We start from the raw sequence: 18,513 nt of genomic DNA, 5'->3' as shown, positions 1-18,513 counted from the left end.
GATGACAATTTAATCAGATTCAATATTCTCGTTATTTTTAGGTCAGTTTTTTGGTAGTTTTGTCAAAAATCGCCAAAATTAAATCTAAAAAACAGCATATTTAGCGTAACTTAGGACGTATAACTCGCAGATGCCATCAGGCACAAATTATCGTGTCCAGTAGATGGATGCTATGTGCAAACAGAGGATCGCCAATGAAGCCACACAAGAACGAAGCACAAATATTGAAGTTCGCCATGGAAATCGGCGTGGGCTATGCCAAAAAACGCGGATATGCGGACTTTGACAAAGGCATCTCACCTAAAGACAAAGTGGAATGTATTTACCGTTTATTGGTCACCGACAACTTGATTCAGCCACTGGCCAAAGATAAAGAAGATGGGCCAAACATGAAACACAAACTGATTTTATGGATCACCCGCCAACTGCCAGCTGATCATCCACTGTTGAAGTAATCTTTTTAGACGACTCGGTTAAAAATGATTATTGGCAAGCAGACATTTGAAGCTAGCCTAAAAAGAAGCCAACTCACTAAGTGTTCACGATAAGGAACACCATTAAATGGCGCATCATTGCGCCATTTAAGTGAGCCAGAACTGGATATCGAACCTAGCCCTTTTTGGCCGCTTTGTTGGCTTTCTCATTCGCTAGCACTGTTGCCATTGGCGGCACTATGGTTGTAGGGTCGAGGCGCATTTGATACCAGTTCACTCGCCAATCTAAGTGTGGGCCATTTGCACGGCCTGTTGCGCCCACCTCTGCAACAGCTTGGCCTTGCTTAACCGCTTCACCCGCGTTGACGTACAGCTTACTCAAGTGCAAAAAACTCGAACTCACGCCATAACCATGGTCGATCACCATAGTCCCGCCCGAATAAAACATGTCAGGCACAGAAAGACTAATAACACCATCGGCAGGGGCGACCACTACAGTGCCGGTTTTCGCCGCCACATCCACCCCAAAGTGTGGATTACCGAGTACATCGTTATAAATACGTTGGCTACCATAAACCCCTGAAATACGCCCCGTCAGCGGCCAAATAAACGCCTGTAAAAATGCAGTTTGCTCACTAAATGTTGCCCGTGCCGCTTTCACCTGCGCCGTGTCTTTCGCCGCTCTTTCCTGCGCGACGGGATCGGGCTTCATAATCTTCGAGCTAATGCCCTTTACACTTTGAATATCGTACTCTCGCTTGGTTAAGGTTAAAGGCTTAACCTCAGTCAAACCATCGGGATAAACCAAGGTTAGCTGCTGGCTCAATTCACCGTCGCGATCAAAACCAAAGGCAAAATGACCGTCAGGCGTGACCTTGATGGCTTCACCATTTAAGCTAATCTGAGTGCCCGCTGGCGCTTGACCCCGCATTAATGCGCCTTGCTCTAACTTACCCTGTAAACTCACCTCAGCTTGTACCTGAGGCGCAATGAGCACTAGGCCCAAAGTGAATAATGCCGATAAGCAGCGCACTGGATTTGAACTTAGGGGGGCTCCACCGTGAGATAAAAATTGCGATACTTTATTTCCCAACATCTTATTATTTTCCAGCATCTTAGTTTCCAATATCCTAGTTTCCAACATCTTCAAAAAATCCTTATCGAGGGGCAATAGGGATCAAGACCCACTCAATACATTCATCGCGACACAAAACGCAGCCGAATTCAATCAATGCCACGTTAACCTAACGCACCATAAAAATCGATTCTGCAAACCCACATCCCTGTCGTAATCTCAGTTCAGCCTATGCTAAAAACAAACAAAAAAGCCCCGATAATCTACCGAGGCCTATTAAATCCGTGATTAAAAGGTGAATAGTTTAAGTCCATTCACTTATATCAGCTCGTAGTGCCTATCCCTTAACGACAATCGCGCCCTTGCCAACACCTTCAAACGCCACCACTTTAAACTGACTTCCTGGCACTTTAGCGACTAATGTCGTGGCAATATAATCGGCTAACAACTCAACCGTCGTGTCGTGGGGAATTAAATCACAGCATTCCTTTGGCATTGCCAATTGGAAATCCCCTTGAGGGGCTTGGTAATGAAAGCCATAGTGGCTGTCATCGGTTATCCGCGTTTGCGGCGAAAGATTAAGGGTCTTAACTGAAACCAAGTCCTCTTCACTGCCTAAATAAATATCGTGCCAACGTTTGGCCCAATACTCATCCCACTTAGGTGCTGGACTGCCATTTTCATAAACGTGAATAGGACTACGATGCCCATGGGCGATACGCTGACAATTACCATCGTGTTTACGTAAACCATGGCTGTAATGGTAATAAGGCGTATCGAGAATTTCGTGTCTCAAGGTGAGCGTGATCCCTTCGACATTCTTAGGTAAAGCTTCGCGCAATGCTTTCTGTAAAAAGGCATTCACACTGGGAATATCAATCTCTTCGGTCGGCACTAAGGCAAAGGCTTGTGAAGGACAGGCCAAATGAATTTCACCTAACTGACTATCAAAATCCATCCATACTCTATCACCCTGCTGTTGCCATCGCACACTGCTGCAGGCCGTAGGCACTAATAAACGATGATCGGCCACCGCATCTATGGTCTGCTTGATCGTACGTTTGACTTTAGCAAAATCGAGTACCATGTTTTGCTCGTCTAATCCGCCCTCTAGCAGAACATCAACAATCCAACTCTCCCCCACCATGGCGCGCTTTGGGCACAAATAGGAAAAATCGATCACAGTTAAATCTTTGACAAACAATTGCATTAACGCTCCTCGGCAGAAAAACAGTCCACCTATATAATTTTATAGCACCGCTTGGCGATGGCCGAGCATGCTAACTTGAGGCACTCAACACGAGTTAACTCAACATGAATGGAGATTCTAATCAATTCCGTCTATTGTCGCGACAAATGAATCCACTCGGCCCAATATTTTGTATCAGATGTTTGTATCAGGTTTTCTAAAATCCAGCAATTCGACTCATTGCAACCATCAGGTACCGATAGGCAGAAAGCAACAATGCATCGACCTTGCCGATTAACAGATAAAACCTTAACAGAAATACCACTCAACCTAGCAAAATATCAACGTAAAAACAGCGAATTAGATCGCAAAAGCTTAATCCGCAACAGCGATAGACCCAATCGAAACAAAGCATTATCACTCAGCATTATTAACCGCTAGCATCCCTGTTAAACCATACAAAAACCAAGGTTATATAGGGAGAAATAAGATGACTAAACTTACATCTATCGCCATTTTCATCGCAGGTATGTTAGCCAGTACCCATGCTATCAGTGCAGAACCCATCGAAGTCATTACAGCAGCCAAGATCACTGAGCCTGAAAAAGTTGAATTAGGTAAAATGCTGTTCTTCGAACCCAGACTGTCTAAATCTGGTTTTATCTCTTGTAACTCTTGCCATAATTTATCCACTGGTGGTGTCGATGCTCTGCCAACGTCCATTGGTCATCATTGGCAGGAAGGCCCAATTAACTCGCCCACAGTGCTTAATGCCGACTTTATGCTGGCTCAATTTTGGGACGGTCGTGCCAGTGATTTGAAAGAACAAGCCGCAGGCCCTATCGCCAACCCAAAAGAGATGGGCTTTACCCATGAACTCGCAACTGAAACTATCGCCTCTATGCCCGCCTACCGAGCACACTTCGCCAAGGTCTATGGCGATGAAAAAGTCACAATTGACCGTTTAACCGATGCGATTGCCACCTTTGAAAAAACCTTAGTCACCCCTAATAGCCCCTTCGATCAATATCTTCTGGGCAAGCAAGAGGCCATCAGCGCAAATGCCAAAGCGGGTTACCAACTCTTCAAGGATAAAGGCTGCGTGAGTTGCCATAACGGCCCCGCTGTCGGTGGAACCATGTATATGAAAATGGGACTCATCAAACCGTTCCACACCAATAACCCAGCAGAAGGTCGTAAGGGCGTCACAGGTAAAGACGCTGATAAATATGTGTTTAAAGTGCCGACACTACGCAATATTGAACTCACCTACCCCTACTTCCATGATGGCAGCGTCTGGACCTTGGAAGAAGCGGTGAATACCATGGCAGACATTCAATTAGGACAAAAACTCTCTGACCAAGAAGTGAAAGAAATGGTCGCCTTCCTTGAGTCCTTAACGGGCGAACAGCCGCAAATCACGCTACCTATTTTGCCACCATCGAATAAAGATACGCCACGTCCTGTGCCATTTAGTTCCAATAACTAACATAGGCAACGAGTCACTGACTAAGAAGTACTCACTTAGCTGTACTCACTTAGCATAGACACTAAGTCAGCGCGACTTAGTTAACAAAAAGGCCGAGAGTAAAAACTCTCGGCCTTTGGTTATTCTTTCGCTTAAAAAACGATAGATTAATTAAGTGCTATTCGCCTTTAAGACGACGATCAAGCTGATCTTTTAAGTTTGCTGGCACACCTTTGATTAAAATCGTGTCCGAGATGGGATCGTAAATCACCCGTTGGCCTAAGTGACCGCCGTCAAAACTTAACGTTACACCGCCACCCGTACCAGAAAACTTCTTCAATTGACGCAGGGTTGATTTGTCGGCCGGAAACTCTTCATCAAGATCATAACTGCCGCCACGGGCAAAATCATAGAAGGAGTCCATACCTTGATCGGCTAACTCATCGGCCAAGTCTTTGATCTCAATGTCAGCGCCTTCATCGAAACGCTCACTGCAATATTCAAACACTTTATTGCGGCACTGCTGACGCTCGTCTTTCGTCAACTCACTGCTGGCAACAAAATCTTCAACCGCATTCATTAAGGTTTTGTTTTGCGCCTTAGTGTTGACGCCTTCGACGCAGCCCATAAAATCGAGGAAAAAGTCGGCGACTTTGCGTCCCGCGCGGCCACGGATAAAGGAGATGTACTTGCGAGAATCCTTATCGGCTTGCCACTCAGTTAAATCGATACGTGCCGCAAGTTGGATGTTATTTAAATCCAAATGGTTATTTTGCGACAGTTCCATATCGTCTAATACTGTCATTGACGACTTAGCACTTAATAAAGCCACAAACAAATAATCGCTGGTGATGCTGGTATAGCAAGACATCAACAGGAAACCGCCTTGACTGAAGTCGTACTTTGACAATTCTTCTTGCAGTAATTTACTGGCTTGACCGGAAAATTCCACAAACCCTAGCTCGCCGCTACGGTATTGAGTTAGCGCATTGGCAAAGGCGGGATTCGCCTCACCGTCGTCACCATGGATACCAAAATAGCCAAAACCTTTACCGGCCTTTCCCGTATATGTCTGATGCAACTCGTCGAGCATCACCTCGACCGCCTGACCGTTCAGCAGAGGTTGAGGACGCAAACGGCAGCGTAATTGCCCCTGACTGTCCTGAGAAATCTCGTGAATAATTGCGTGTTCGATGTTAATACTCATAAGCCCTGATAGTGATACTGGGATAAATCCGCTATTATATGCCGCTAATCCATTCCAAAGTGAAACATTTTTTGATTATGGCAATCCAATCGAAATACTCAAACACCCAAGTTGAATCATTAATCGCCGAAATATTGGCTGTGTTAGAAAAGCATAAAGCACCGACTGACCTGAGCCTGATGGCATTGGGTAACTGCGTGACTAACCTGCTAGAACGTAAAGTGCCCAGCGAATCGCGCCAAGCCGTGGCCGAACAATTTGCAAAAGCACTCGCACAATCGGTTAAATCCCAGTAAGTTAACTGGGTAATAATCATCAAAAGAATATAAGATACAAGGCCTTTTAGGAATAAGCGGATCACTATGGTCGAGCGAAAAAAGCAAATGAGCCGCGATCGGGTTTCCCGGCTCATCAACTGGGGGCATTGGTTCGCCTTCTTCAATGGCTTATTAGCCATGATAGTCGGCAGCCGATACCTTGGCAGCGTAGGTTATCCAGAAACCTGGTATGGCTGGTTTTATCTGAGCGTCAGCACTATTGGTCAGTTTAGCTTTCTCGCCTTTATCGTCTATTTGATCTGCCTATTTCCACTAACCTTGATATTGCCCTATTCAAAGATATTAAGAGGTGTCGCGGCGGTGATCGCGACCCTAAGTCTTTGTATCTTATTGTACGATACCATTGTTTACGCCGATTACGGCATGCACTTGAGCCCCTTTGCCTTCGATTTAGCTTGGGCGGATCTCAATGCCCTGCTCCGTGGTACTTCTTATATCGTCACACCACTGGCCATCATCGCCATTGAACTGACCATGGCCAATTTTTTGTGGAAACGCATAGAGAAGATCCAAAAACTCAATTTAGGCAATAAAGTTATCACCCTAGTGTGTGTATGTTTTATCAGCAGCCACTTGATCCACATTTGGGCAGATGCCGCCGATATCACAGAAATTACCCGTTTCGACGATACTTATCCTTTATCTTATCCCGCGACTGCTCGCTCCTTTATGGAAAGTCACGGTATCGATGGTTCATACCAAGGCGATGACGTCAATCACAACACCAGTGTACTCAGTTATCCAGAGCAGCCACTCACCTGCCAGGCCGATACGAAAATCAACGTGTTGATGATTACCATCGACAGTTTACGGGCGGATATGGTCGATGGCAAAAGCATGCCATTCCTACACCAATACACTGAAAATAATCAATCTTTTACCCAGCATTTCAGCGGCGGCAACCAATTTAGAACGGGCATGTTTTCGCTACTCTATGGCCTGCAAGGCAGTTATGGCGATGCGCGAATTTTTAATAGCACCAGTCCTTTACTGACCAGAAGCTTTCAACAAGCAGGCTATGAATTGGGGCTTTTCCTCCCTGAAACCAATCTCAATTTGCGTTCATCACAGGCGATGTTTAATGACTTTAATCCTGTCATAGCCAAAGAAACCAATGGCAGTGCCGATGCCGATTTGCACACAGTGGCCAGTTTTAACGAGTGGCACAGCATCCAACATAAACCTTGGTTGGCGCTCGTTAACTTAAAAGCGCCAGAAAATTTTGATACTCCCGTGGGTTTTCTGGGTATCGAAACAGTGAAAGCCAATACCGACCTGATGCCAGCGCAAAAAGTACTGTTTAATCAATATCGCCAATCTCTGTATTTTGTCGATCAACAACTCAAGGCAATACTGGCCAATGTGCCCAACGACACCTTAGTGATTATCACTGGGGTCAATGGCAAAATGTTCACCAGCAATAGTGATGAAGCTAATCGCAACCTGTCACCACAGAGTGTCAAAGTGCCATTAGTGATCCACTGGCCGAATACTGGCGCTTCTAAGGTCAAATACCGCACCAGCCATTACGGCATTGCGCCGACTTTAATGACCCACGTGCTAGGTTGCACCAATAACACGACAGATTACAGCGCTGGCCGCAGCCTATTACAACCTGACAAAGAAACGTGGATCTATATAGGTGATAGCCGTATTTTTGCTATCTATCAAGAAGCAGAAGTAACAGTGATTGACCGCCACGGTAAATATCGTATTTACGATGAAAACTATGAACATAGGCTCAATAAAAAAATGAGCGCGCCTGAATTGATTGAAGTGATGCGTGAAGGTCGACGTTTCTATAACCACTGAGCTTCATCATCTTAGTTAAAGCAGCCCCATTCCCGCAGGATTAGGGCTTTTTTTATTCTCTGGCGACTGGGTGAATACGAAATGCACGAAGCTTGGATTTAACTGCTTGGGTTGAAGAGCTGCGTGGCGAGTCTCTTGTAGCTAAGCTAGTCTCTTGTAGCTAGTCTCTTATGATGGACCTTACCTGCCACTAAAGCCAAAAGCCGCTATCTTTAGATAACGGCTTTTTAAGGCTTAGGCTTGAATCAACTCAAGTCACTCTACAATCAATCGGCTTTAACCGTAGAGTAGCGTGCTAACCAATGGGCGTAGGAAGCGGGTAATACCCAAGATGGGCGCGCAATTTTCAAGGTTTGCGCCGCTTGATATGGCCAATGTGGATTCGCTAAAAACGCTTTACCTATCATCACTAAATCCATTTGTTCATCTTCAATGGCCGCATTGGCTTGATGTGGATCATCCATACCCCAAGAAGTCGCAACGGGGAACCCCACTTCTTGACGAACCCGCGCTGCAATAGGCGCCAAAAATGCAGGACTCCATGGAATATTTGCCGTTGGGGTCGAGAAGCAAATGCTGACGTTTAACATATCGAGCCCCGCTTGCTTAAATTGCTTCACCAAGGTTATCGATTCCGTCAGTGTTTCTTCATCTTTATGGTCGAATTCAATCACGCCAAATCGCGCCGTTAAGGGTAAATGCGATGGCCAAACGTCTCTTACCGCGGCAATGGTTTCTAACAAAAAGCGCCCCCGCCCTTCGGCACTGCCACCATATTGGTCGGTGCGTTGATTGGCATAGGTTGAAAAGAAGCTTTGGGCTAAATAACCGTGGGCGAAATGCAGTTCTAACCATTCAAATCCTGCCGCTAAGGCCCGTTTTGCCGCCGCCACAAAGTCGGCTTTAACCCGCTCAATGTCCTCAATCGTCATAGCGGTAGGCACTTTAGGTAAGTTTGCGTCAAATGCGACGGCTGATGGTGCAATCGGTTGCCAACCTCGCGCGTCATCATCGGCAATATGGTCATCCCCTTCCCACGGGATATTGGCACTCGCTTTACGGCCTGCATGACCAATCTGAATGCCTGCAACAGCACCCGCATTTTTAATCGCGCTAGCCACTTTTGCTAAGCCTTGTGCTTGTTCATCATTCCATAACCCAAGGCATTTGGGGGTAATACGTCCTTCGGGAGAAACCGCAGTGGCTTCAACCACAACAAGACCGGCACCGCCACGGGCAAGGCTATTGTAATGCACCTGATGCCAGTCGTTGATGAGTCCGTCCGTGGCTTGATATTGGCACATGGGCGCAACGGCAATACGGTTTTTGAGGGTGATGTCTTTAAGTTTGAAGGATGAAAATAGATCGGCCATGGTGTTTCCTGTGTCTATTAAGATCAAAAGGTATTTGAATACTGAATGACGACAGACTAGTCTTATCGTGCCATAATTAAAAGCACATACAGATTATAGATTTGATAAATTTTACTTATGATAAATCCACAGTGGTTACACACCTTTAGCGTGCTAGTCGAGAAAGGCAATTTCACCCGCACCGCCGAAGCTATAGGTATCACCCAAGCGGCCGTGAGTCAGCATATCAGTCGCTTAGAAGAAACCTACGGCACACTGTTTTTACGCCGCACCCGCCAGCTTGAAATCACTCCCATTGGGGAAAACCTGCTGACCTACGTCAAAGAAGTTGAATGCGCGCAAAAGCGCTTACAGCAGAAACTGATCCATGATGATGCCAATGTCGGTGATATTAACCTTATCACTCCAGGTAGCATTGGTTTAACGCTCTTTCCGCTATTAATCGAATTACAACAAGCCTTTCCGGCGTTAAGCATTCGCCACCGTTTTGCCCCTGACAGTGAGATAGTGGCCTCAGTGTTGGCCAATGAACATGAAATCGGCATGGTAACCTTAAAACCTTCCGATCCTCGTATTCACAGCACACATTTTACCGAAGAGCCGCTTGAACTTGTGGTACCTGCGAGCCATAAACAACATGCATGGACTGATTTACAACGGCTAGGGTTTATCTCCCATCCCGATGGTGAGGCTATGGCGACTCGGCTGCTTAGCCGTAAATATCCAACTCACCCCGGCATTCAAGAGATCCCCTGCAAGGGATTTACCAACCAAATCAGCCTCATTCTCGAACCTGTCGCAAAAGGGCTAGGATTTACGGTTATACCGCAATACGCCCGAAAAGCCTTTGAACGACAAGAAGATATTTATGTTGTGGAATGTGGCAGCCAAGTTGTAGACACCATTTGGCTTATCCACCGCGCGGAATGGCCCTTGTCACGCAGAGCCCAAAAAGCGATCACATTTTTAAAGGGGAAAATATAAAACCCCATTAAAAAATGGGGTTCGGCACACAAGTTGCCGCACAGGAATAGTCAGCGTTAGCAACGGATACATAAGACTCAGAGGCTATTGATTAATATCCAATTCATTATGGATCAATACCACGCACTGGGAAGCAAACAGCATCTTTGGCCCTAAGCTGATCTTTTGCGCACCGAGTCGTTTCAAGGTATTAAAACTTTTCTTCGGCATAGGTATATGATCGGTCAGTAAAAAGCACGGATTACCCACAAATTCTTGCTCACGGATTGATGTACCCTTCTTATCCATCATAAACAATTGATAATCCACCGCGAGGTCCTGTACCAGCTTTTCAAAACTGATAGTGCTAACACTGATGCCCTCGTCAACAACACGGGTTTGCTCCTTCGTCATCCCCCGAGAAATATCTAAGGCTTTGGCAATTTTAGTGAGCAAAGCTTGCTCGTGAAAACCACCAATATGGCAAATATTTCGAGTATCGAAGCAGATAGTGCGGGAAAAATCATGGGTACTTTCTAGCACCAAATAAACGACAACATCGTTTCGATGGGACTGAGCCACAAAGATAGTGTTCATCAGGGTATGAGCTAAAATCTCGGTATGCGCCTCTTGGCCGACAGAAGCCAAAAACAACTGACTGTCAGTAGGTGCTGATCTTGCTCGTAAAACAAACGCGCGCATAGGTAAATGTCCTACTCAATAATGTCTTAAATGCTAAATGGCAGATGCATATAATTTGTGAAATTGACGATTTCGCCTTGAAAATTTTTGCCTTTTGCCTTTTACCTTTTGCTGTGCCAAAGCCAGCCTAATCACTCGAACTTGAACCTTAGTCGCAAGCAGCGTTAGTCATATCGGCAGCGAAAAGCTATAAAAAACAAAACCCGTATAGCAATGCTAACACGGGGTTTTGTTTAACTTAACTGCTGGTTATTTTAATGATTAAAACAAACTAACAAAAAGCATCTAATTTGATCGGTATGAGAAGATTCGAACCTCAGACCCCTGACACTCTATAACAGTGAGCTGTTTAATCATAACCTGCTAAATTTAAACATAAATCATGTAATTTTGCACGTTTTAATTAGCTCAACAATTTATGTAGACTTACACGCAAATGCGATATCAAGGCTACAAGTACAACAAATTGAGCGCATTCAAACAAAATAACATCCCATTAGTTGTAATCAATATCGGATAACAACCAATGGCATCTAGGGAATACCTACAATCCCTGCATTTTCCCGATTCAGCAATGTACTCTAGCGTGGTGACCATACGTGCAGGAATCACTAAGCACGTCACCGTTCATATAGATAACTCCAGTATCAGGACATAGTTAAGGGGAGCCTTAACTTGCCTTAACAGGCCAAGACAGAACGAATATTGTTCCTCCATGGCCCGATGGCTGGCAGACCACGTGGCCGCCGTGAGCTTCAGCAATTGTTTTAACCACTGCGAGGCCGAGCCCACTGCCACCACTTTTTCGAGAGCGAGACGGATCAATTCGGCGAAATGCCTCGAATATGTAGCTTGCTGCTTCATCAGGAATACCAGGGCCTTCATCTTCTACGGTTAGATAACAGCTTACTCCCACGCTGTAAAGTCTTACAGTCAAAGTGCCAGGATCAGCATGCTGGCGTGCATTTTCCAGCAGCGCCATCAGCGCCTGACATATTCGTATAGCATCACAGTAAACTTTAAGTCTTGTATCAAGTTCCTGCTTCAGTATGAGTCCCTTAGCGTCTAACACCGCAGCGAAAGTCTCAATCACCGCACTAAGTTCCTCGGCTAAACAGACCTCATCCCGCTGTAACTCTAGATGTCCACTGTCATTGAGGCTCAGCACTCGTAAATCTTCGATCAGGTGATTAAGGCCTTCAACCTGCCGTAACAGTCCCTCGAAGAGCTCACTGCTGGGGCTAAAAACACCTTCCGCTAACCCCTGCAACCGACCACGCAGAATAGTGACTGGGGTACGAAGTTCGTGAGCGATTGCCGCGTTCCAAAACTCCCGCTCGCGAGTCATATACTCTAGGCGCTCGGCCATAGCATTAAAGTCACTCACCAATTGCGCCGTCTCCCCCATCGCATGTTGGTCCATTCGCGCACGCGCGTTAAGCTTGCCTTGGGCGACTTCGCGTAGGCTATATGCCACAGAGTTCAGAGGAGTAAGAATGCGCCGTGACAGGCGAATGGCAACAAATAGCGCCATCCCCAACGCGGCTATGATAGTGCAAACTATCCATAGCATTTCCATCTGAGAAGGCATCCAGGTTTCAGATATACTGCCTGGCAGGTAGGCCACCGCAATGGCATAGAATACATAGGAGCCAAACACTGACAGGAAAATGATGCCTAACGTCATTACTGCTAAGGACTGGATTATTTGCCTGCGCAAACCCGGTGCTTGCCTCATACTTCACCACCAAAGCGATAGCCAACCCCCCAGACACTGAGCGGCACTCCTTGAATATCGAGCGCTTCAAGCTTTTTACGTAACTTACTGATATGACTGTCTACCGTTCGTTCCTGAGTATCGCCCTCAGGCAAGCAATTAATTAACAGCTCCTCGCGGCTAAAAGCACGTTTCGGTGTACGCATCAAGCAAGCGAGCAGTTTGAACTCGGTCAAGGTCAGATCCAGTGCCTGCTGCTGACCGTTACAGATTACGCTAGCCTCGTGGCTGTCTAAGTCGATTTGGAACGTGCCGACGCGCAACATTTGGGTATTTATAGGCGTGTTAGTGTTAGTGCGAGCGCGTCGCAGTACCGCCTGCACCCTAGCCACCACCTCGGCGGGATTGAATGGTTTAACCACGTAGTCGTCAGCACCGAGGCGTAACCCCATTAATTTATCAATATCCTGATCCAGCGCGGTAAGCATGATCACCGGCGTGTCACCACGGGAGCGAATTTCATTCAGTACATTCCAGCCATCGAGATTCGGCATCTGGACATCGAGCAGCAATAGATCGGGCTTAAATGCTTGGTGCATAGCTAGCGCTTGGATACCATCGATAGCATGTTGAGTTCGCAGCCCACTGCGCTGCAAATAAGCGATAAGGATATCGGCAATCTCTGCTTCATCCTCTGCAATTAACACCAGTGCCGAAGTCATAGAACTTACGGGCTCATTGAGATTAGCCATGGATTGCCCCAACGTTAAAATGGTTGAACTTTATCATCCCCTCCATACATTCTCCACAATGTCTCGAATAATTCGCAATACTGACTCGTCATAATTCAGCATTAGTTCTCTAGCGTTTGATAAAACGCCATTAGTGAGATCGCTGTACATTGAGGAGAGTAGATTATGTACATCAAACAGCGGCACTTAAGCTTTGTGTTAGTTGTAGGAATTGCCGTGTTGGGATTGGTAGGTTGTGATTCAGCAGTACAGGATGAAGAGACAACTGCTCCGGTTCAAGTGTCAGTGATGACATTAGAAAATGAAGCACTATTGGTGACTAAAGATCTGCCCGGTCGTGTCGCTGCGGTTCGCAGCGCTGAGATCCGCGCGCAAATTAGCGGCATAGTGCAAGGTCGTCTATTCGAACAGGGCGCCGAGATAACATCTGGCACTGTGCTATTTCAAATAAATCCAGCGCCATTTAAAGCGGATGTCGATATTGCTGCTGCAGCGTTACAGCGTGCCGAAGCGGTATGGGTTCGGGCTCGTCAAGAAGCCGATCGCTTAGCCTCTTTGATACAAACTAAGGCCGTCAGCCAACAAATGCATGACGATGCTATTTCCCTGCGCGATCAGGCTGCCGCAGATGTAGCCCAAACCAAAGCGACGCTGGCACGGCGTCAGTTAGATCTACAGTTTGCCAGCGTAGAGGCACCCATCTCCGGACGTATAGATGAAGCATTAGTGAGTGAAGGTGCATTGGTCTCACCCACCGATGCTACACCCATGGCGAGGATCCAACAAATCAACCAAGTGTACGTTGATGTACGTCTTCCAGCATCAATGCTGGAAGCGATGCGTCAGCTGGCAAGCTCAGGGCTCCCAGAGTTAGCTGTTGAGATCCTAAGCAGTGGTGGCGAGCCTCTTGGCATGCAAGGGCATATCTTATTTTCAGGTATTCAGGTAGATGCAGGTACAGGCGATGTACTGCTGCGCGTGCTGGTAGATAACCCGCAGCATCGTCTGTTGCCCGGTCTCTTTGTAAAAGCTCGCATTCCACAAGCTTACTATCCTACGACTCTGAACGTGCCTCAGCAGGCAGTGACTCGCAAGGCTGGTCAATCCCAAGTGTGGGTGCTTGATGAGCAAGCTAAAGTGCAACCTGTGGCCGTTAAGGTCGATGAATTGGTGGCAGGTCGCTATCACGTAGTATCCGGCCTTAGTGCTGGGCAGCAGATAGTTGTTGAAGGTATCGAACGCCTAAGCCCTGCAGCACAAGTGAATGCGCGACCTTGGCAACCCTCTGTCGTTCCTCAGCAACTTAGCGCCGTCGTGCGCTGAATTTGGAGAAGTCGCCATGCCCCAGTTTTTCATCAACCGCCCAGTATTTGCTTGGGTGATAGCCTTATTTATCGTACTGATTGGCGTCATCGCCATTCCCAAATTACCCATCTCCCGCTACCCATCAGTGGCACCCGTGTCGGTGAGCATTTATGCCGCTTATCCTGGAGCCACGCCACAGACACTTAATGACTCTGTAGTAAGCCTTGTCGAACGCGAATTGTCAGGAGTGAAAAACCTACTGTACTTCGAATCATCGGTGGACAGCTCGGGCAGTGCACAAATAACCGCCACCTTCAAACCAGGCACTGATGCGGAAATGGCCCAAGTTGATGTGCAAAATCGTATTAAGGCTGTCGAACCACGCCTACCTCAAGTTGTACGGCAGAGCGGTCTGCAGGTTGAGTCGGCCGCTTCAAGCTTTTTGATGATGATTGGTATGACATCTCCAAACGGCCAATTCGACGAAATCGCGCTAAACGACTATTTAGCACGCAATATTGTCGAGGAACTGCGCCGAATCGACGGTGTTGGTCGCGTGCAATTATTCGGTGCCGAGCAAGCCATGCGCGTCTGGGTAGACCCGAATAAACTCACCGCCTATAGTCTGACAATGAACGACCTTGCTATCGCTATTGAGCAGCAAAACGCACAAATAGCCCCAGGGCGACTCGGTGATGAACCTGTCTTACAGGGACAACGACTGACGGTCCCCCTAACAGTGCAAGGACAACTCAGTACAACCGAGGAGTTCGCTGCTATCGTCCTACGTGCCGGTGCCGATGGCGCAAAATTGGTGCTCGCAGATGTGGCTCGGGTCGAGCTGGGCGCTCAGTCCTATGGTTTTTCTAACCGTGAGAATGGTGTGGCGGCGACCAGTGCTGCTATCCAGCTCTCGCCAGGAGCCAACGCTGTACGCACAGCTTCTGCGATACGTGAACGCCTAGCCGAACTGGCGCCGATGATGCCAGCTGGCATGAACTATTCAGTGCCATTCGATACCGCTCCCTTCGTCAAAGTGTCTATCGAAAAAGTAATCTATACCCTGTTTGAAGCTATGGCGCTGGTATTTATGGTGATGTTCCTGTTCCTTCAGAACCTGCGCTACACACTTATACCTGCTATCGTCGCGCCCATAGCGCTACTCGGTACCTTCGCGGTGATGTTACTGGCAGGCTTCTCAATCAACTCGCTGACCATGTTCGGCATGGTGCTGGCCATTGGCATTATTGTTGACGACGCTATTGTGGTGGTGGAAAACGTTGAGCGGCTGATGGCTACCCAAGGACTGTCGCCGCGGGAGGCAACCTCACAGGCGATGAAGGAAATTACCGGTGCGGTGATCGGTATCACGCTAGTGCTGACCGCCGTATTCATCCCCATGGCCTTCGGTAGCGGCTCAGTGGGAGTGATCTATCAACAATTCACTTTGTCGATGGCGGTGTCTATTCTGTTTTCGGCCTTCCTCGCACTGACCCTAACGCCAGCACTATGCGCCACGCTACTGCGCCCAGTTAGTGCTGATCACCATCAAAAAGGCGGTTTCTTCGGAGCCTTCAACCGTGGATTTGAACAACTCACCGCAGGCTATAGTGCACGCATAGCACGATTGGTTGGACGCAGTGGACGTATGATGGCGGCATTTGCCGTACTCTGCATGGTGCTAGTCATCGCTGCTGGGCAATTGCCGTCGTCCTTTCTACCAGAAGAGGATCAAGGCTATTTCATGACCTCCATCCAATTACCCACAGGCGCTACCAGCGAGCGCATGCTGGATGTGGTCAAAGCCTATGAGACACACGTCGCCTCACGCCCTGCGCTGGATGCAAATATGGTAGTGCTGGGCTTTAGCTTTGCAGGCTCCGGCCCCAATGCCGCCATGGCTTTCACTATGCTCAAGGACTGGGATCAACGAAATGGCGCCACAGCTGCCGAAGAAGCGGCACTGGCGCAGCAAGCTATGGCTGATAACGTCGAAGGCACAGTGATGACCATGATGCCGCCAGCCATTGACGAGCTGGGCACATCCTCAGGTTTCACTCTGTTCCTGCAGGATAGATCCAATCGGGGCGAGGCTGCATTGATAGCTGCACAGGCACAATTGCTGGCACTGGCTGTGCAGAGCGAGGTGGTCAGCGATGTCTACCCAGATGGCCTGCCGCCCGGTGAGAGCATTAGCCTGAATATCAATCGGTCAAAAGCCGAGGCTATGGGTCTGTCCTTCGCCGCGGTCAGCAGCACACTTTCGGCGGCCATGGGATCACTGTATGTCAATGATTTCCCAAATAATGGACGTATGCAGCAGGTCATACTGCAGGCCGACGCTACGGCACGAATGCAATTGGACGACGTGCTCAGCCTGCGCGTGCGTAATTCAAGTGGTGGCATGGTGCCTCTACGGGAAGTAGTGACGGCTGAATGGAAAGAGTCGCCACAGCAAATGATGCGCTTTCAGGGCTTCCCGGCTATGCGTATTTCCGGGGGCGCGGCAGCAGGCGTTTCCAGCGGCGCTGCGATGACCGAGATGGAACGCTTAGTGGCGCAGTTGCCACAAGGGTTCGCAGTAGCGTGGACGGGGGCATCATTGCAAGAGCGCCAATCGGCGGCGCAGGCACCGTTGCTAATGTTGCTGTCCGCTCTGGTTGTATTTCTGGTACTCGCTGCGTTGTACGAAAGCTGGTCGATCCCACTTTCGGTGATGTTGGTCGTGCCGCTGGGTCTGCTGGGCGCGGTAACGGCAGTAATATTGCGTGATATGCCTAACGATGTGTTCTTCAAGGTGGGAATGATCACCATCATCGGTCTATCGGCAAAAAATGCTATCCTCATCGTCGAGTTCGCCCGCCAATTGCATGCCGAGGGCCATACGCTGATAGATGCTGCAGTGACCGCTGCACGCTTGCGTCTGCGTCCAATTCTGATGACGTCATTGGCATTTACTCTCGGAGTAGTACCCTTAATGCTTGCAAGCGGTGCCAGCGCCGAAACTCAACATGCAATCGGTACTGGCGTATTCGGTGGCATGCTCAGTGGTACCTTGCTGGCAATATTCTTCGTACCGGCGTTTTTTGTCTTTGTCATCGGCACACAAGAGCGCTTGAGTGCCTGGCTTGCGCGGCATAATACAGCCAAATAGCCTCACCCGCTTTGATGCTCTGTAGGAAAGTCTAACAACACCATCCTATTGAGCATTAAAGCTGGTCAATATATGTGTAATAATTTTAAACACTGGAAATATAGGTTCAGTGATAGTAATCGTTACTGCGTATCCGGCTTATGGTTCCGACGCTCAAATCTGTAATCGGTTCTCTAAGAAGCCGTGCGATGCTGAACTCGCCGACAGTGTATTATTCGATTTATCGACAGAGTAAGTACAATTCGCCAATATTCCCGCGCTATCTAAAAAGATGAAGCCATCGAAAAGTGAGCAAAATCCATCAAATCTAATTCTACCGACAAATAAAAAAGAGAGGCTAAATTAGCCTCTCAAAAAATAGCAGGGAGAGCACTTTAACTTAAGCAATAATTTTATTGCTAATATTTACGATGAATAAAACTTGAGATGTTGTGAGAGACAATAACGAGTCTCTCACTGATTTAGCGTTACTTTGTATTTAGAGCATGTTTGGCAGCATTTGTCCCTGCGATTTTACCGAAAATCACAGTATCAGCGACAGCGTTACCACCCAGTCGATTATACCCATGAACACCACCAGTCACCTCTCCCGCTGCAAATAAACCTTTGAGCGGTTGGCTTTGTATATCGAGTACTTCAGCTTTAGTGTCAATGGCAACTCCCCCCATAGTATGATGGATGCCAGGAGCAACTTTTACGGCATAATAAGGAGATTTTTCTATTGATAGCGGCATCTGCTCACGGTTAAATGCCCAGGGCAAGATCGTGAATATATTTTAACCGTTTTGAGCTAAATTTGACGGACGGCATCGATTATGATCTTATGCTCTCTTTTTCTTATAGAGAGCATAAGAGCATGTACCTTGAAGCCTTCACATCACATTTCAACTCGATTGCTGACAGCCGACAATCTGCCAAAGTGACTTACCCGTTACATGATGTATTGTTCGTCACTCTGTGTGGTGTGATTGCTGGCGCCGAAGGTTGGTCTGAGATCCACGCGAAGGTTGGTCTGAGATCCACG

Annotated in this window: 16 protein-coding genes; 8 read left to right on the top strand and 8 right to left on the bottom strand. The window is 47.6% G+C overall.

Going from position 1 to position 18,513, the window contains the following annotated elements:
- Window positions 1–194: 194 nt before the first annotated feature.
- Window positions 195–455: a DUF5062 family protein gene (locus tag L5M29_RS20650; RefSeq protein WP_006081993.1), complete on the top strand. Its 261-nt coding sequence runs from the start codon at window positions 195–197 to the stop codon at window positions 453–455.
- Between the two features lie 154 nt (window positions 456–609).
- On the opposite strand, the gene L5M29_RS20645 is transcribed toward L5M29_RS20650, so the two are convergent.
- Both L5M29_RS20645 and L5M29_RS20640 read right to left on the bottom strand, forming a co-directional pair.
- On the bottom strand, window positions 610–1,548 hold the full coding sequence (locus tag L5M29_RS20645) for a M23 family metallopeptidase (protein WP_411569050.1): 939 nt from the start codon (window positions 1,546–1,548) through the stop codon (window positions 610–612).
- Between the two features lie 298 nt (window positions 1,549–1,846).
- Complete coding sequence (locus tag L5M29_RS20640; RefSeq protein ID WP_263169815.1) at window positions 1,847–2,719, bottom strand: 6-carboxytetrahydropterin synthase; 873 nt, start codon at window positions 2,717–2,719, stop codon at window positions 1,847–1,849.
- Between the two features lie 469 nt (window positions 2,720–3,188).
- Between L5M29_RS20640 and L5M29_RS20635 the strand changes: the two genes are divergently transcribed.
- Window positions 3,189–4,187 carry a cytochrome-c peroxidase gene (locus L5M29_RS20635; RefSeq protein ID WP_263169812.1) on the top strand — a complete coding sequence of 333 codons (999 nt, stop codon included), beginning with the start codon at window positions 3,189–3,191 and terminating at the stop codon, window positions 4,185–4,187.
- A gap of 157 nt (window positions 4,188–4,344) precedes the next feature.
- On the opposite strand, the gene yejK is transcribed toward L5M29_RS20635, so the two are convergent.
- On the bottom strand, window positions 4,345–5,373 hold the full coding sequence (gene yejK / locus L5M29_RS20630; RefSeq protein WP_263169810.1) for a nucleoid-associated protein YejK: 1,029 nt from the start codon (window positions 5,371–5,373) through the stop codon (window positions 4,345–4,347).
- 77 nt (window positions 5,374–5,450) lie between these two features.
- Between yejK and L5M29_RS20625 the strand changes: the two genes are divergently transcribed.
- Together L5M29_RS20625 and L5M29_RS20620 are read left to right on the top strand one after the other, a co-directional pair.
- Window positions 5,451–5,669, top strand: coding sequence for a YejL family protein (locus L5M29_RS20625; protein ID WP_011847036.1), 219 nt, complete (start codon window positions 5,451–5,453; stop codon window positions 5,667–5,669).
- A 66-nt stretch (window positions 5,670–5,735) separates the two neighbouring features.
- The gene (locus L5M29_RS20620; protein ID WP_263169807.1) at window positions 5,736–7,523 is read left to right on the top strand and encodes a DUF3413 domain-containing protein; all 1,788 of its coding nucleotides are present in this window, start codon (window positions 5,736–5,738) and stop codon (window positions 7,521–7,523) included.
- Window positions 7,524–7,789: 266 nt separating this feature from the next.
- On the opposite strand, the gene L5M29_RS20615 is transcribed toward L5M29_RS20620, so the two are convergent.
- Window positions 7,790–8,896: an NADH:flavin oxidoreductase/NADH oxidase gene (locus L5M29_RS20615; protein WP_263169805.1), complete on the bottom strand. Its 1,107-nt coding sequence runs from the start codon at window positions 8,894–8,896 to the stop codon at window positions 7,790–7,792.
- Between the two features lie 117 nt (window positions 8,897–9,013).
- On the opposite strand from L5M29_RS20615, the gene L5M29_RS20610 reads away from it, so the two are divergent.
- Window positions 9,014–9,880, top strand: a complete 867-nt coding sequence (locus L5M29_RS20610) for a LysR family transcriptional regulator (protein ID WP_263169803.1) — start codon at window positions 9,014–9,016, stop codon at window positions 9,878–9,880.
- An 84-nt stretch (window positions 9,881–9,964) separates the two neighbouring features.
- Here L5M29_RS20610 and trmY read toward each other — a convergent pair whose 3' ends face one another.
- The 3 genes from trmY to L5M29_RS20595 form a co-directional block, all read right to left on the bottom strand.
- Window positions 9,965–10,561 carry a tRNA (pseudouridine(54)-N(1))-methyltransferase TrmY gene (gene trmY / locus L5M29_RS20605; RefSeq protein ID WP_028759682.1) on the bottom strand — a complete coding sequence of 199 codons (597 nt, stop codon included), beginning with the start codon at window positions 10,559–10,561 and terminating at the stop codon, window positions 9,965–9,967.
- A gap of 670 nt (window positions 10,562–11,231) precedes the next feature.
- A complete protein-coding gene (locus L5M29_RS20600; RefSeq protein ID WP_263169801.1) occupies window positions 11,232–12,299 on the bottom strand; it encodes an ATP-binding protein in 1,068 nt (355 codons plus the stop codon).
- Window positions 12,296–13,030, bottom strand: coding sequence for a response regulator (locus L5M29_RS20595; protein ID WP_259541624.1), 735 nt, complete (start codon window positions 13,028–13,030; stop codon window positions 12,296–12,298). The genes L5M29_RS20600 and L5M29_RS20595 overlap by 4 nt, the downstream gene beginning before the upstream one ends.
- Window positions 13,031–13,195: 165 nt before the next feature.
- Between L5M29_RS20595 and L5M29_RS20590 the strand changes: the two genes are divergently transcribed.
- Window positions 13,196–14,353 (top strand): efflux RND transporter periplasmic adaptor subunit, encoded by a 1,158-nt coding sequence (locus tag L5M29_RS20590; RefSeq protein WP_263169796.1) that lies wholly within the window; start codon window positions 13,196–13,198, stop codon window positions 14,351–14,353.
- A gap of 16 nt (window positions 14,354–14,369) precedes the next feature.
- The gene (locus L5M29_RS20585; protein ID WP_263169794.1) at window positions 14,370–17,489 is read left to right on the top strand and encodes a multidrug efflux RND transporter permease subunit; all 3,120 of its coding nucleotides are present in this window, start codon (window positions 14,370–14,372) and stop codon (window positions 17,487–17,489) included.
- Window positions 17,490–17,956: 467 nt separating this feature from the next.
- Here L5M29_RS20585 and L5M29_RS20580 read toward each other — a convergent pair whose 3' ends face one another.
- Window positions 17,957–18,223, bottom strand: a complete 267-nt coding sequence (locus L5M29_RS20580; protein WP_263169793.1) for an FAD-binding protein — start codon at window positions 18,221–18,223, stop codon at window positions 17,957–17,959.
- A 122-nt stretch (window positions 18,224–18,345) separates the two neighbouring features.
- On the opposite strand from L5M29_RS20580, the gene L5M29_RS20575 reads away from it, so the two are divergent.
- Window positions 18,346–18,513: transposase family protein (locus tag L5M29_RS20575; protein WP_263169833.1), on the top strand; the 168-nt coding region annotated here is incomplete at its 3' end.

The organism is Shewanella sp. SM95 (genome assembly GCF_025653595.1).
Classification (GTDB): Bacteria; Pseudomonadota; Gammaproteobacteria; order Enterobacterales; family Shewanellaceae; genus Shewanella; species Shewanella oncorhynchi.
Note: the sequence above shows the minus strand (reverse complement) of the source record. Positions and strands in the feature narration are given on the sequence as shown.

Excerpts from the sequence above, each read along its gene's own strand:
- L5M29_RS20650 (WP_006081993.1), top strand. The coding sequence starts at position 195 with ATGAAGCCACACAAGAACGAAGCACAAATATTGAAGTTCGCCATGGAA.
- L5M29_RS20645 (WP_411569050.1), bottom strand. The coding sequence starts at position 1,548 with ATGCTGGAAAATAATAAGATGTTGGGAAATAAAGTATCGCAATTTTTA.
- L5M29_RS20640 (WP_263169815.1), bottom strand. The coding sequence starts at position 2,719 with ATGCAATTGTTTGTCAAAGATTTAACTGTGATCGATTTTTCCTATTTG.
- L5M29_RS20635 (WP_263169812.1), top strand. The coding sequence starts at position 3,189 with ATGACTAAACTTACATCTATCGCCATTTTCATCGCAGGTATGTTAGCC.
- yejK (WP_263169810.1), bottom strand. The coding sequence starts at position 5,373 with ATGAGTATTAACATCGAACACGCAATTATTCACGAGATTTCTCAGGAC.
- L5M29_RS20625 (WP_011847036.1), top strand. The coding sequence starts at position 5,451 with ATGGCAATCCAATCGAAATACTCAAACACCCAAGTTGAATCATTAATC.
- L5M29_RS20620 (WP_263169807.1), top strand. The coding sequence starts at position 5,736 with ATGGTCGAGCGAAAAAAGCAAATGAGCCGCGATCGGGTTTCCCGGCTC.
- L5M29_RS20615 (WP_263169805.1), bottom strand. The coding sequence starts at position 8,896 with ATGGCCGATCTATTTTCATCCTTCAAACTTAAAGACATCACCCTCAAA.
- L5M29_RS20610 (WP_263169803.1), top strand. The coding sequence starts at position 9,014 with ATGATAAATCCACAGTGGTTACACACCTTTAGCGTGCTAGTCGAGAAA.
- trmY (WP_028759682.1), bottom strand. The coding sequence starts at position 10,561 with ATGCGCGCGTTTGTTTTACGAGCAAGATCAGCACCTACTGACAGTCAG.
- L5M29_RS20600 (WP_263169801.1), bottom strand. The coding sequence starts at position 12,299 with ATGAGGCAAGCACCGGGTTTGCGCAGGCAAATAATCCAGTCCTTAGCA.
- L5M29_RS20595 (WP_259541624.1), bottom strand. The coding sequence starts at position 13,030 with ATGGCTAATCTCAATGAGCCCGTAAGTTCTATGACTTCGGCACTGGTG.
- L5M29_RS20590 (WP_263169796.1), top strand. The coding sequence starts at position 13,196 with ATGTACATCAAACAGCGGCACTTAAGCTTTGTGTTAGTTGTAGGAATT.
- L5M29_RS20585 (WP_263169794.1), top strand. The coding sequence starts at position 14,370 with ATGCCCCAGTTTTTCATCAACCGCCCAGTATTTGCTTGGGTGATAGCC.
- L5M29_RS20580 (WP_263169793.1), bottom strand. The coding sequence starts at position 18,223 with ATGCCGCTATCAATAGAAAAATCTCCTTATTATGCCGTAAAAGTTGCT.